The 13,101-nt window shown below is 66.7% G+C and carries 12 protein-coding genes; 4 read left to right on the top strand and 8 right to left on the bottom strand.

Features of this window, described 5'->3' with window-relative positions; genetic code table 11:
- Positions 1 to 16: 16 nt before the first annotated feature.
- From CR165_RS21990 to CR165_RS21975, 4 genes are all read right to left on the bottom strand, one after another.
- Positions 17 to 400, bottom strand: a complete 384-nt coding sequence (locus CR165_RS21990; protein ID WP_109519062.1) for a hypothetical protein — start codon at positions 398 to 400, stop codon at positions 17 to 19.
- Positions 401 to 592: 192 nt separating this feature from the next.
- On the bottom strand, positions 593 to 1,003 hold the full coding sequence (locus CR165_RS21985; protein WP_141563222.1) for a hypothetical protein: 411 nt from the start codon (positions 1,001 to 1,003) through the stop codon (positions 593 to 595).
- Positions 1,004 to 1,101: 98 nt separating this feature from the next.
- Positions 1,102 to 1,893, bottom strand: a complete 792-nt coding sequence (locus CR165_RS21980; RefSeq protein WP_109519060.1) for a hypothetical protein — start codon at positions 1,891 to 1,893, stop codon at positions 1,102 to 1,104.
- A 1-nt stretch (position 1,894) separates the two neighbouring features.
- Positions 1,895 to 2,332, bottom strand: coding sequence for a hypothetical protein (locus CR165_RS21975; protein WP_146201995.1), 438 nt, complete (start codon positions 2,330 to 2,332; stop codon positions 1,895 to 1,897).
- A 228-nt stretch (positions 2,333 to 2,560) separates the two neighbouring features.
- Between CR165_RS21975 and CR165_RS21970 the strand changes: the two genes are divergently transcribed.
- Positions 2,561 to 2,860, top strand: a complete 300-nt coding sequence (locus CR165_RS21970) for a hypothetical protein (RefSeq protein ID WP_146201994.1) — start codon at positions 2,561 to 2,563, stop codon at positions 2,858 to 2,860.
- A complete protein-coding gene (mobF, locus tag CR165_RS21965; RefSeq protein WP_109519057.1) occupies positions 2,857 to 6,408 on the top strand; it encodes a MobF family relaxase in 3,552 nt (1,183 codons plus the stop codon). The genes CR165_RS21970 and mobF overlap by 4 nt, the downstream gene beginning before the upstream one ends.
- 389 nt (positions 6,409 to 6,797) lie before the next feature.
- Here mobF and CR165_RS21960 read toward each other — a convergent pair whose 3' ends face one another.
- From CR165_RS21960 to CR165_RS21945, 3 genes are all read right to left on the bottom strand, one after another.
- Positions 6,798 to 8,372: a nucleotidyltransferase gene (locus CR165_RS21960; RefSeq protein WP_109519056.1), complete on the bottom strand. Its 1,575-nt coding sequence runs from the start codon at positions 8,370 to 8,372 to the stop codon at positions 6,798 to 6,800.
- Positions 8,369 to 9,565 (bottom strand): SAVED domain-containing protein, encoded by a 1,197-nt coding sequence (locus CR165_RS21955; protein ID WP_245906686.1) that lies wholly within the window; start codon positions 9,563 to 9,565, stop codon positions 8,369 to 8,371. Before CR165_RS21955 ends, CR165_RS21960 begins: the two co-directional genes overlap by 4 nt.
- Before the next feature lie 513 nt (positions 9,566 to 10,078).
- Complete coding sequence (locus tag CR165_RS21945; RefSeq protein ID WP_109519054.1) at positions 10,079 to 11,290, bottom strand: nucleotidyltransferase domain-containing protein; 1,212 nt, start codon at positions 11,288 to 11,290, stop codon at positions 10,079 to 10,081.
- Between the two features lie 172 nt (positions 11,291 to 11,462).
- Between CR165_RS21945 and CR165_RS21940 the strand changes: the two genes are divergently transcribed.
- A complete protein-coding gene (locus CR165_RS21940) occupies positions 11,463 to 11,786 on the top strand; it encodes a helix-turn-helix domain-containing protein (RefSeq protein ID WP_109519053.1) in 324 nt (107 codons plus the stop codon).
- Between the two features lie 41 nt (positions 11,787 to 11,827).
- Positions 11,828 to 12,664 carry an ImmA/IrrE family metallo-endopeptidase gene (locus tag CR165_RS21935; protein WP_181378297.1) on the top strand — a complete coding sequence of 279 codons (837 nt, stop codon included), beginning with the start codon at positions 11,828 to 11,830 and terminating at the stop codon, positions 12,662 to 12,664.
- 210 nt (positions 12,665 to 12,874) lie between these two features.
- On the opposite strand, the gene CR165_RS21930 is transcribed toward CR165_RS21935, so the two are convergent.
- Positions 12,875 to 13,101: type IV secretory system conjugative DNA transfer family protein (locus tag CR165_RS21930; RefSeq protein WP_181378296.1), on the bottom strand; the 227-nt coding region annotated here is incomplete at its 5' end.

The following is a 13,101-nucleotide window of genomic DNA, read 5'->3' as shown; positions in this document are numbered from 1 at the left end:
ACAGGATGGTGCGGCTCTAGGCCTTTGCGTCGACATCCTCGGTATTTAGCTTCTCCAGGCCCAACTCCTGCCGGACGTGCGCGTACTGCGCCGGGTCCAGGCCCCGGCGCTCTCCGGCAAGGCGCCGTAGGGTGGCCAGACCAGCTTCCGTGAAGAAAGCCCGCGCGAACGGCCCTGGTCCCGGCCGGACCATCATCAGGCCGCGCTCCACCATGCTCTGCACCGCCACCGGCAGCTTCGGCTGCCCCGCCTGCGGTCCGCCGCGCCATGTCCGCAGATGGATACCGTCGGCCAGGCGCGGCGAGGTGCCAAACCGTACCCCCAGTTCCCGCCGGATCAGGTTCCGCTCCGCGGCCGTGAAGGTCGGTGAGGAACGGGAGGGGGAAACAGGGTCGGTCATAGGGCCATCATAGCATTGGCAGGACTTCAGGACCCGCACGCCGCGCATCAATCCAGTCTCTTGGTCAGCCGGCGCGTCCTTCCGGATCCGCTCCGGCATCGAGCATATACTTTGCCGCCCAGAAGCACCGCATGGCGTGGTTCGTCCGCACCATTGGCCTAGCCCGGAGGAGGCGATGAACTTCGGTTGCTGTCAGGGCGGATCGGGTGTCCCGCCTGCGCGCCAGAGCGGCAACTGACACCAGCGCCGGCCCTCCTGCGGCGGCTGATCGACACAGGCCCGGTACGCCGCATCCAGGTCATTGCTCCTGAACGCGGCGACAGCGTCGCGCGACAGCGGCCCGAGATCGGTCTGCACCGGCATGCGCCATCCGGCGACAAACCCCACCAGCAGCGCCAGAACGGGCACCGCGCCGTACAGCACCTTGCGGGTCAGGCTGAGCTCGTGCGCCGCCCGGCGCATACCATCTCGCACCTCCCGGAGTGCGGCATCCGCCGCCCGCCGCGCCGCATCCTGGCCGATGCGGTCCATCTCCTGACGCAGCCTGTCCTGCGCGCGCGCCGAGCTGGTCAGCAGCAGCCGCAGCGGCTCCTCCGGTTCCATGCCCATCCTGGCGCAGGCCTGCTCGACCTCGGCCGCCGCGCTGGTGTCCGCCCTCTGCGGGTCCACGGCCAACGTCGCTCGGCCCGTCGCCTCCGGCCTCACGGCAGCCAGGCACCGACCTCCCGCATCTCGTTCTCCAGCGCGGCATTCCAGCTCTTGACCTGCCAGGCGCGGGTGGGACCCAGCTTGCCGTCGCCTCGGCCCGGCCGGTCGGCCATGGCAGCCTCGAAGTTCAGCAACAGCTCCCGCATGGCGTCCAGCGGCGCCAGCGAACGCATGTAGACCGGGACCGCTCCCGCCTCGACCCAGGCGATGAAGTCGGGATCGGCCTGGATGCCCTGAAAGGCACCGGCCGGGTTCTGGCCGCGCTTCAGCACGCCCTCGTTCAGCACCAGCAGCGTCTGCGGCGTGTTGAAGTAGCCTTCGCGCCAGATCGCATGCGCGTGGGCGAAATCATCCGCCTCCGGCCCCAGGAAGTAGACCGCGACCGGCAGCACGCCGACGTCGTGGCAGAACGCCAGCAGATCCAGGTCGCGCACATACTCGGCCAGGGTGCTGTCCTGGCCGCCACCGAGATCCAGAACCGCCGAGCGGCGCTCGGTCAGCATGCGGTCCAGCACCGAGGTCAGCCAGTCCTTGACCTCCACCACATCGGTGGAGGACGGCGTCAGCGCCTCGCCCGGGTAGAGCCGCGACAGGGTCGGGTTGCGCGCGGCGTCGGCGATGATGGGATCGCGCCCTTCCCGTCGCGCCCGCTGCACCATCCAGTCGAGGCCGGTGGTGCCGCCGGTCCGGCCGCGGCCCAGACGCACCACCAGCCTGGGCTGCATCTCCGGAACGCCGCCCACAGCCGGGGCCGGAACCGCCAGGGCGGTCTTGCGCGTCACCATGTCATGCTTTCCTTCCACTGCGGTCGAGGGTTTGCCGCTTCAGCCGCGCCAGCCGGTCCTGCGCCTTGCTCGAACTCTCCCCCGCGGGGTGTGCGGTCGGCAGGGCCACCGGCGCGGGCGGCGCAGCAACCGGCTCCGGGCTGGGCCTTGCCGCCATGGCACCGCGCTCGAGCTGAGCCCGCGCCCAGGCCTTGCGCGCCGTCTCCGCCACCCGGCGACGGGCCTTGTGCCCCTCCGGCCCTGGCGCGTCGAAATGCTCCGGGCGCGGCAGCAAGCCCTCCTCGACGAACACCGCCCCGAAGCGCTCCCAGTTCACCCCACCTTCCCTCAGGATACGGGCGAACGCCTCGCGATGGCGGAGCAGCCAGTTCGCCAAGGGTGAGCGGCGAGGACCCTCAGTCCGGGCAGCCTGGATCCGCGCCAGGATCGGATCGGTCACGGCCGACAGCTCTGCAACATCAGCAGAATCGTACCTGCGGTTGTGCATTCTGCCAAGAGATACACGTGGGACAGTTGCACAGATAGGCTTGTGCAAAGTTATCGGCATTGAGGTTGTGGTGACGGGACACAGACGCTACCCAAGCGGGAAAGGGCCGGATCGGCAATATTCCTACAGACCATTGCACCGCCGCTGGCGGTGCTGGACAAAAGCAGGACACACGCGGACATGGACGCGACGAAACTCACCCTTGAGCTGGAAGTATTGCGGGACAGCGTGCGGGCGCTGGAGGCCGGCCAGGACAGTCTGGCCCGTGCCATCGGCGAGCTGGCCCCGCTGCTTGGCACGGTGATCGAGGAGCTGCGCCTTCTGTCCCAGGCGGCCTCGGCGGAGGGGCCGGCCAGCGATCTCGGATCCGAGCTGCGGCGTCTGGCGGAGGCGGTGGATGACAACACCGCCGCGGTCACCGTGCTGCTGCGGCAGCTGCCCATTTCCCCTGCTGAGGAGGGTGCGGGCCCGCCGGCATGATGACCTTCCGGGCCGGTGCGCCCGGCGGTGTTGCCCAGGCGGCGGCCTACACCGCGCATCTGCTGGAGCGCACGATCGATCCGGCGCAGCAGGCGCTGGCGGATTACTACGGGCGGGAGAGCCCGCTGGATCCGACGCGAGCCGAAGGCCTGGGCAGCACGCCCCGCCCCTCACCGGTGATGGCGCCGGAGGTGGCCAGGGCGCTGGGGATCGATGTCAGCCGGCCGCTGACCGCCGCGGAGCTGGGCAACATCCTGGGTGGGCTGCGCGCCGATGGCCGGGCCATGCCGGGTCACCAGCGGGACCTGCGGACTTACCGGAACCGGGCGGGTCAGGCAGAGGGTGGGGGCGAGCGCAGCCGCATCGCCTGGATCGACCTGACCTTCTCGGCGCCCAAGAGCGTCTCGGTGGCCTGGATGGCCGCTGGAACCGAGGCCGAGCGCCAATCCATCTACCAGGCGCACAAGGACGCGGTGCGGGAGGCACTCGGCTATGTTGAGCAGGAGGTGGCCCGCGCCACCTTCGGGCATGGCCGCAGCGGCAAGGCCGAGGAGAGCGGCCGGCTCGGCTTTGTCTCCATCGACCACTTCACCAGCCGGCCCACCGTCGAGATCAGCCGAGCGGATCCGACTACCGGCGTGCAGGCCACCGAGATCTACAGCGTGCCGGTGGCCGGTGATCCGCAGCTGCACACCCACACCATCGTGCCGAACCTGGTGCTGACCCGCAGCGGAAGGGCGATGAGCATCGACACCACGCGCATCGCCGGGCGGGTGCATGAGTTCGGCGCGGTCTACCAGGCACTGCTGGGGCGGAACCTCCGCCGCCTCGGCATGGCGGTGGAACTCGACGAGCGCACCCAGGCGCTGCGCCTCGCCGCCGTCCCGGAGGAAATCTGCCGGGCGTTCAGCAAGCGCACGGTGAATGGCGAGCGATCCGCCGAGGAATGGGCCCTGCGCCACGGCTACAGCGCCGAAGCCTGGGCGGCGATGCGGCCGGAGCAACGCATCGCCATGCTCAAGGCCGCGATCAAGGAGGGCCGTTTCGGCAAGGGCGACGATTTGGCCGATCTCGCCGCCTGGCGGGCGCAGATCGCCGAGCTCGGCTGGCAGCATTCCGGCAGCGCCGTGCGGATGGGGCCGCCGGCGCCGGAGCGCAGCCAGCAGCAGCGGGTCGACGACGCGCTGGCGGGCGCGGCGCCGGTGCTGGAGAGCATGCTGGCGCAGCGCGCGGTGGTCACCGGCAGCGACCTACGGCTGGCGGCGGCGCGCGGGCTGATCGCCGGCGGCATGGAAACGCTGGACGACCTGTCGGCGGTGACCCGCGCCATGGCCGAGGGTGGCGTGCGGCAGGATGGGCAGCGGACCGCCCTGTTGTTTCGTCCGGGCGTGTCCAGCCGGCCCGAGCGGGTGCAGGTGACCACGGCACTGCACCGCGACCAGGAGGCGGAGCTGATCGCCTTGGCGAACACAGCGCGGGCGCAGCCGGACGCAGCGCTGGCCCCTGCCCGCCTGGCGCAAGCCGCCGCCACACGCGGCACGCCCCTGACCGAGGAGCAGCAACGCGCCGCCGAGGCGCTAGGGGCGGGGAACAAGTTCGCCGTGGTGGTCGGCGGTGCGGGAGTTGGCAAGACCACCATCCTGGCGCCGCTGGTGGAGGGGTGGAACGGCCAGGGGCGCGAGGTCTGGGGCACCGCGCTGGCCTGGCGGCAGGCCAATGCGCTGCAGGAGGCCGGGATCAGCGGCGCGCGCACCCTGGCGCTGGAGCCGCTGCTGGATCGGATGGGGCGGCGGCCGCAGGATTTCGGGCCCCGCACGGTGGTGGCGCTGGATGAGCTGGGCCAGATCGGCACCAGGCAGATGCTGCAGCTGCTGCGGCAGCAGGCGCAGCTCGGCTTCAAGCTGGTGGCGGTGGGCGATGACCGGCAATGCCAGGCGATCGAGGCCGGGCCCACCATCGCGTTGCTGCGCCAAGCCCTTGGCCCCGAAGCCATTCCGGAGGTGCTGTCCACCATACGCCAGGCGACAGAGCGCGAGCGCGCGATCGTCGGGATGTTCCGCGAGGGCCGCATCGGCGAGGCGCTGGCCGCCAAGCGGGCCGAGGGCCAGGCCGAACTGGTCCAGGGCGGCTACGAGGCCGCCGTACGGCGGGCCGCGGCGCTCTGGGGCGAGCGCGTGGCGGCCAACCAGCAGGATCCGCGCTACAGCGTCACGGTGTCGGCGCCGACCAACCAGGACGCGCTGGCGGTCAGCCGCGCCATTCGCGAGGTGCGCCGGGCCTCAGGCCAGCTTGGTCCGGATCGGGTGACGATTGAGGCCAGCGATGCCACGGGCGCCAGTTACTCCCTGCCGCTGGCAGAGGGGGACCGGGTGCGGCTGTTCCAGCGAACCAGCCGCGCCGGGGCCGGGCGCGACACCATGATGGGTGAGAATGGCTCGGTGCTGACCGTCAAGGAGGTCCGCGAGAGTGGCTTGTTGCTGACAACGCGCGAGGGCAAGGAGGGCTTTGTGCCCTGGAAGGGCTTTCGCGACCGGCGCAGCGGGCAGATCCGCCTGACCTATGGCGATGTGCTGACCATCAACACCGCCCAGGGCATCACCAGCGACGAGCACATCCTGGCCGTGCCGGCGGGCAGCCGCGGCGTCACCCTCTACGCCGCCCATGTCGGTGCCAGCCGGCATCGCGTGGCCAGCCACATCGTCGGCAGCCTCGGCGCCGAGGCGCGCGAGGTCGAGGACCGCCGGCCGGTGAATGCGCCGAAGCTCACGGGACAGGCAGCGCTGGACGCGGCCTGGGCCAATGTGGCGCGGAACTTTGGCCGCGCGCCGATGAAGGACAGCGCGCTGGCCCTGCTGCGCCGGTTCCAGGAACTGTCGCGGACGGCGCGTGACACCTTCCAGGAGGGCATGCGGCGGCGGCAGACGCGGCAGATGGCGGAGCTGCCGGAAACACGGCTTGTGCAGCGGGCGCGGGAGAACCGGCAGGCTGAGACCCTGGCACCGGCGTTGCGGCAGATGAGCCTGAACCTGAAGGTGCAGGGCCGGGCCGCAGAGCGTCTCGGGGCCGCACCGCGACCGCGCCCCAGGATCAGCCTGGAGGCCCTGACCCTGCGCCTGGTGGCGCCACAGGTGGCGGAAGGCCGCATGTCCTACAGCACGGCGCTGGACGAGGTGATGCTCAGCGCGGTGGATGACCGTCGCACCCGCGTGCAGCGCGACTATGGGTGGAGCGCGGTGCACCGGATGCATCTGCCCAAACCCGGCGGGCCGGTGCATGCCGAACCGAGCCAGGACAGCCTCACGCAGAAGCTGGATCAGGCCATTGCCAGTTACGATGCGGCAGGGCCGGCGGCGCTGTGGGCGCCGATAGCCATGCCAAGCCTTCAGGGTCAATCCATGTCGGCCGATCATCCGCGGCAGGGCCGAGGCGGCCTGAAAGGAACCAAGGCTCAGGCACCGAGAGCACCGGCTGACATGAAAGTTAGAAGAAGCGGCGAAGATTACTCAGCCAAAACACCGCGCACGCGTGCTCCGCGTCAACGTCGTTAGACTAGTAGCGGCGCGTCCCATGGGTCGGGCGGGGTTCGCGCCCGTGTCGGCCATCTGCTACGTCCGGCCCTGGAGCGGGAGTTGCGGAAGCATGCCGAGACGAAGGCGCGGTTGTCGGCCTTCGTGCGCTGGGGTGGGACCGCGACAGGCCAGGGTGGCCACCCTGGCCCAGGCTGCCTGGCAGTCCGGATGGGAGACCGCACCAAGGTGCTGGCCAGGGAGGACGTGGAGAAGGCGCTGGCGGAAGGGTGGTCATTTGCGCTCCCCGGTCAGCATGAATAGGCCAGTCCCGTCTCGGCATCACGGCGTCACTGGCCTTCATTCTCGCGGATAGCCGATGCCAACATCCTCCCGCTGCTCGATGGATCTCTGATCACCCGTGGTCTCCATCAGGCGATGTTCACCGCGAAGACTCCGGAGCGCGCGACCAAGTAGCCATCCTTGACAATGAAACATTCGACACCGTGCGTTCCGGAGTAGAGAGTGCTCTCCCCGTGAGTGAGTTTGCCTCGCCGCACATCACCCGTCTGGAACGTCCCGCGACCACCTCCAGGCACGGCCAGAGCCTCGTGACCCGTGTTGGTGATCTGCCAGTAGACCTGAAAAGGGCGCCGCACGGTCGTCGTCGCCTCGAAGGTCAAGCTGGTGTTCTTCTTCAGCGGCGCGCTGTCCGAAGTGAAGCTCTTCGGCCGGTGGCCCTTCTGCTCCGACACGGCCCGGCTGATCCTGACGGCCCCGCCCAGCCGTTCCGGCCAGATCGGCCTCTTGCGGTATGGTGCCTCGACGATGCTCTTCAGGGCACCGACAGCACGGGATCCGGCAAGGACGAGAGCACCAGGGACTGCTCCCCTGATCCCGGATCGGGTGATCCGACGGTTCGCAGCGGATTCCACCAGTCGACGTCCTAGGCGCGGCGCCAGGGCGTCCACCGCCACTCCAGCGTCATAGGCCCGCGCGGCGTTCGCGAAATCCTGACGGGCCTGCCCCAGCCAGCTGTGGAACGCTTCCCGTCGTTCGGGGTACTGCAGCCAACGATCGGCGAAGTTCTCCCGTGGATCCGTCGGGTTGGGGATCCAGTCCACCCCGTTCCGCGTCTCGATATGCTGGTCCATTCCCTCCAGAATCGAGAAGAGAGCAGCCGCGATGCGGTTCTCGCCGCGGTATGACCGGGCCGCGAGGGTCGTCAGGATGACCGAGATCGGACGATCATCGATCTGCCCAGAGAAGGTGACGTCCCGATGGCGCTTCAGGATCTGAAGCGCCTGCTGCAAGGGCGTCTTGACCCGCCAGTCCGGAATTTCTTCCGCCTTGCGGCGAAGCGCTTCGGCGAGCACGCGCCGCCTCTCCTCGAACTGGACGCGCATGCGATCGATGAACCACTGCGCATACCCCCGAGGGTTGCTTGATGGCCAATCGTCCGTGCGAAGCTGGAAGTTGGGGTGATCACGGTCCGTGATAGCGATCGCCGTCGATGCCCGTGACGCATCGAACCCCCGTTGCTCCAGAAGGATCTGCTGTCGAGTACCGTCAGGAAGGGCGGGCAGCAGATCCATGTGGAACTGGGCTCCGTCCGCGTACTCTAGCGTCCAGCACCGGCGCGACTCTCCCGGCTCGGCCATCCGCTTCGCCTCGGCATAGGCCTCCACCTCCGCGCCGAGGAGCTTCTTCAGATCCTCCTGCGTGACCGACTTCTTGAGGATGCCCAGCTCGCAGACGACGTCGAGGTCGTAGTGCTCCTTGTCATCGGCGGGCTTCGTTACCGTTCCGAGGCGGAAGGATCCCTGGGGATACAGAAAGGGGTGGAACTGGCTGAGGGCAGAGGCTGGACGCTCAAGCCAGCTACCTACCGATCGGTAGCTGCGTTCGGCGGCCTCGTAGCGGCTGTCAGGAATTTCCAGTTCGGCAGCGAGATCCTCCAGCAGTTCCTCGGACGTCTTCGTGACGAACGGCTTGGTCGCGCTCAAGATCCACCTTCGATCATCAGAGCCGGGACGAATCCCCGGGGAGCGGGCTGCTGGTCGTAGACGTGGAGCGGAAGGTCTGCCTTCGGCATCCAGACTCGCCCTACCTCCACGGCCGCCGAAACTGGGAGTGCGGGGAACACCGAGATGACCGCCTTCTCCCCATGCGCCGCCTTGATGTCCGCGAGGATAGCACGGACCTCCCTTCGGAATCGGGAAAGGTCTTCCTTGTGCCGCATGACGTCGTTGCCTGGGGCGGCCGCCGAGATGGACCAGATCGAGATGTCGTCACCGAGGATGGAGGTGATCCGTTCATCCGAGATCGGCGCGCTCACCCCGAGCACGAGAGCAGGAGCACCTTCGAAGGAGGTCGGCCGCCGGATCTTGAACTGGATAGGGGGGCCGTCCTCAGCCCACCTCCAGCCAGCCGGCTCCCGATGGAGCTGCCGGACCTCATGTTCGCCGATGTCGCCGAGAAGTCGCCCCAACTCCATCAGCAGGGGCTGTGGCGCGATGGCGAAGACACTGAGATGCGGGAGTTCACGTGCTTCTAGACGGGGCTTCACCCGCCGGTCGAAGAGGGTGCGAAGGTTCTGCTGCTGCGTAGTCCAGAAGGAAGAATCGCTGTCCCGCGAGGCCAGCCCCTGGAGTTCGATCTTGATGGGGTCTTTGCTTGCCGGGAAGCGTTCGGGGATCATCGCCCGGCCGATCCGGTCCATCGCGAGGTTGGATTCTTGCTTCCCGATATCCGCGCCGTAGCAGAGGACGTGTGACGCGCGATCTTCTCCGAGACCGACCAGCATCTTGATACGCGCCTCATGCTCTCGCTTCATCTCGAGGAGGAGCGCTTCGGGATAGTTCGCCCGCTGTTCGCGGCTGTCGATGATGGTATGACAATCACCACACAGCAGCATGACGTTCTCGATGCTGTTGCTCAGGGCCGGAGACCGGATCGGGTCTCCCCGAGGTCCTCCAGGAGAGGCAGCCACAACATGTGCCACATAGCCCAGGCGCTTGTTCGGGGTGGCCGAGGGCAGATGTTCCAGGAGGTCACGGTTGCACCCCCGGAACTGGCACCGCCCGCCCGCCTTCATCCAGATCATGAAGACGGTCTTGTCGTCGCACTCTTCAGCGCGGCCGATAGCTGGGGCCTTTGCCGCGGCGGCCGATGTCGTGGCTCTTGCTCTCTTGCTCATGCTGCCGTTCCTGGATCGATGCCCTTGTTTTCAGACCTGGAAGTCCCGCTACGCCGGGGGCGTCGTTCACCTCGCCGGGACTTCGTCACCGGAGGGTGTTCTCCGCCTCCTGCCCACTCGTCGGAGGCAAGCCACTCTTCGAAGTAGAAGAGCCAGAGCGCTGCCCATTGGACAACCGTCTGGCTGATGAGTAATCCGAGGTGCCATTTGGATCGAGCTGGTCGGTATAGGCATAGGCGGGTCGGCTTCTGCTCATAGACGTGCGGCAGCTTTCGCCCGCCCGCGAGTTCGATGAGGTCCGGAGCCACCGCGAACACCTGGGGCGTGCCACCCTGCTGGTACTCGATCCTGAGCCGGTAGACGCGGCTCAACGCCGTCGGACGCAGGTCGAAGATCCAGGTGAGGCCATTAGGCCGGAGGCTCCCGGCTCCCTGGCAGAGGGGCGATATACGCAGGTTGAAGTACTGCTGCGCTGCGGTCAGCCGGGCGGGAAGGCCGGGGCGCATCGACGCCTCAGTCCGAACCGAAGAAGGTGTTCGCCCGCACGGGCGAGGCTCCGACCGCAGCACTGGTGAGGCCGATGAGCGGCGCGACGTGGAGGCTTCCGTTGCTGCGGGCGGTCCCGACCGTCTCGGTGGCCGTCTTCATGACCTTGGTCACGGGTGCTTCTCCGAACGAGGCCGAGAGGCTCTTCTGGAGGATGTCCAGCCCTGCAATCCGGGCGAGCTGGGCCAAGTCAGCGCGAAGCTTGCCGTGCCACTCGAAGAAGGCGGTCGCCCGTGTGGTGTCGGTGTTCCACTTTTCCGCGAAATTTTCCTCCGAGGTCGTCTCGTTCTCGATCCACCAAATCCGACGCCCCATCTCGTCACGCTGCTCGATGAAGGCGGGCATTCCCTCGACTATGGCGACGAGCAGATCGAACTCGGTGTCGAAGACCCTGTGGGTCACGCAATGCTCATAGCTGCGCGCGACAAGGGTGGTGAGGATGACCGAGATCGGAGCGGCGCTGACATCGCGACTCTCGAAATGGATGTCTCGGTGACGCTTCAGGAGCTGGACCGTCCGGGGCAGGATAGGCTTAGACGTGCGCAGGGCCGGGAACGGCGCCACCTCCGCACGCTTGGTGAGCATGCCGTCCGCGGCCTTCGCCAAGCGTGTCCGGAACCTCGGCTGAAGGAGCGATCTCTTCTCGAACAGCGCCTTGAAGCCGAGGGGGTTGGAGGCCTTCCAGGACACCAATTTCCGGTCTGGGACCAGCTCGCCACCATGGGGACAGCCGGGGTTCCGGATGGATGGCGTGAAGTCGAGGTGGAACTTGTCCGCGTAGCAGATGCGCCAGCACCGGAGCATCTCCTGCAGGCGCGCGGCGTAGATGGCGTTCTCCCGCAGACGGGCACCTAGCGTCCGCTTCAGCATCGCGGGCGCGAGCGGGAAGCGGGCCCGGGGGAAGTGGCAGACCAGATCGACGTCGAACTCCTGGCCGTGGAGGGGGCGGATCGCCGTCCCGATGGCGAAGGAACCCTGTGGGTAGATCCTGGCCGTCTTGAAGACAGGATCGGCGGCGTCCGCGACCCAGCCGCCCACGGCCTCGTACTTCCCCTGCACGTCACCGTGCTGTGTCACGGTGGGATCGAGTTCTTGGCCGATCCGGTCTAGGAAGCCGAAGAGCAGCTTCCCGCGATCTTCGGTCAGAAGGTTCGCCGCCAGGGGCGCAAGAGCGTTCAAGTCCTGTCCCCTAAGCTACCTGTGGTGGGACGGCACCTGCCGGTCATCATCGACAGTTCCCACCTTATGCGCATTCTAAATGTGCCTACTCCGAACGCTTTGAAGGCACGCGTAGTTGTTGTCAAGGAAAGTTTGTGCGCCTATCCTGAACAAGCGATCAGAGGGTGCCGCCATGACCAACGTGCTCGGAGAAAAGATCCGGCGACTACGCAAGGAGAAGGGATACACCTTAGATAAACTTGCTGCACTTTCTGGATCAAGTAAGTCATATATTTGGGAGTTGGAGAATAAAGATCCACCAAGACCTTCAGCGGAAAAGGTAGCGAGAATAGCCGAGGCTCTGGGAGTTACATCAGATTATCTAGTCGATAATTCTTCCGTGTCCCCTGACGCTGCAGTACTGGATGAGGCCTTCTATCGTCAGTATCGTAGGCTGCCTGCCGGTACCAAGGACAAGATCCGGGATCTTGTAGAGATCTGGAGCAAGGAGGCCTGATGCGGCCTCAGGGGCCCCGAGCATGGGCAAATCGCATAACCATGGTCTTGGATCAGGTCCTTGGGAATGACCGTTATCCAGTGAACGTGCCAGAGGTGGCGATGGAGATTTCGAAGCAGTTCGAAGTCGAAGACCGGATCGTCCGCGTTGAGGGCGCTCATCTGCCGGAATTCGATGGGGCTCTGGTGCGGATTCCCAGGAAGGGCTGGGGCATCCTCTACAACACGAGCATCGCCTCACCCGGGCGGGTCAACTACACACTCGGGCACGAGCTTGGGCACTATCTCGTGCACCGCGCCCGTTATCCCCAGGGCTTGCGCTGCTCCTCCGAGGATTTCGCCAGTGGGTCGGGAGTTGAGCGGATCGTAGAGCGGGAGGCCGACCAGTTCGCTGCCGATCTGCTGATGCCGTACCCGGATCTCCGGAAGCATCTGCCGCCTACCTCGATTCCAGACATGGATGTCCTGTCGGCCCTCGCGCAGCGGTACCGGGTCTCGCTGCTGGCGCTTATCTACCGGTGGCTCTCCTATACGGAGCGCCGTGCCCTGCTCGTCATCTCGCGGGATGGTTTCATATGGCGATCGCGGTCCAGCGAGGCTGCGCTACGGTCAAGCGCCTTCTTCCGGGCGGCGGCGGAGACGATCGAGCTTCCAGCCGCGTCCCTGGCCGCCCGCCAGGATTTGGTTCTCGATAACAGGGCCGGTGTGCTGCACCCGCCAGGTGTCTGGTTCCAGGAAGAGGCGAAGGAGATGGCCATCTTCTCGGAGCAGTATGAGATGACGATCTCGCTCCTGCTTCTGGGTGATGCGCCCGAGCGGCAGTGGAACTCGGACGACGAAGATCCGGTCGCCATTCCCGTAGACCGATGGACGAGGTGATCGGTCCGCGATCCGTATCTTAAAGTAATCGAATGGGGTCTATCCCTGGTCAAGGGAAGTCTATTCAAACCATTGCTATTTATTCGAACGCGCAAGAACCAGGAATTCGGTGTCCAGGTCGCGGGATTTGCACCTTTGAAGGCCAGCACAAGTCAGCCATGGCACCACAGCAGTATCAAAGCACAAGAGGCTTTATCATAGGTTGTGAGCCTAGACGATGTCACGCTCCACTTTGACTTCCAGCAATGGCCACTCTGGCATCGCTCCGCCCCGATCCTTGAACCACCGATCCTCAAACCAGCGGATCCGCTGCATCCGCAGCGGCATGATGCCCGGTCTGAGAACCACGACCTGATCCCGCGGCATGCGGCTGATCTCCTGCGGCAGCATCAGCGCCCTGCGCCGCATCGCCTCGCTCTCCGTCTGCTTGTTGCTCT

Source organism: Teichococcus aestuarii, assembly GCF_003116135.1.
Classification (GTDB): domain Bacteria; phylum Pseudomonadota; class Alphaproteobacteria; order Acetobacterales; family Acetobacteraceae; genus Pseudoroseomonas; species Pseudoroseomonas aestuarii.
This window is presented reverse-complemented; position numbering and strand designations above follow the sequence as displayed.

Bases quoted from the DNA above. Each gene is read 5' to 3' on its own strand.
- CR165_RS21955 (WP_245906686.1), bottom strand. From the start codon at position 9,565: ATGAGCAAGAGAGCAAGAGCCACGACATCGGCCGCCGCGGCAAAGGCC.
- CR165_RS21940 (WP_109519053.1), top strand. From the start codon at position 11,463: ATGACCAACGTGCTCGGAGAAAAGATCCGGCGACTACGCAAGGAGAAG.
- CR165_RS21985 (WP_141563222.1), bottom strand. From the start codon at position 1,003: ATGGAACCGGAGGAGCCGCTGCGGCTGCTGCTGACCAGCTCGGCGCGC.
- CR165_RS21970 (WP_146201994.1), top strand. From the start codon at position 2,561: ATGGACGCGACGAAACTCACCCTTGAGCTGGAAGTATTGCGGGACAGC.
- mobF (WP_109519057.1), top strand. From the start codon at position 2,857: ATGATGACCTTCCGGGCCGGTGCGCCCGGCGGTGTTGCCCAGGCGGCG.
- CR165_RS21935 (WP_181378297.1), top strand. From the start codon at position 11,828: ATGGTCTTGGATCAGGTCCTTGGGAATGACCGTTATCCAGTGAACGTG.
- CR165_RS21980 (WP_109519060.1), bottom strand. From the start codon at position 1,893: ATGGTGACGCGCAAGACCGCCCTGGCGGTTCCGGCCCCGGCTGTGGGC.
- CR165_RS21990 (WP_109519062.1), bottom strand. From the start codon at position 400: ATGACCGACCCTGTTTCCCCCTCCCGTTCCTCACCGACCTTCACGGCC.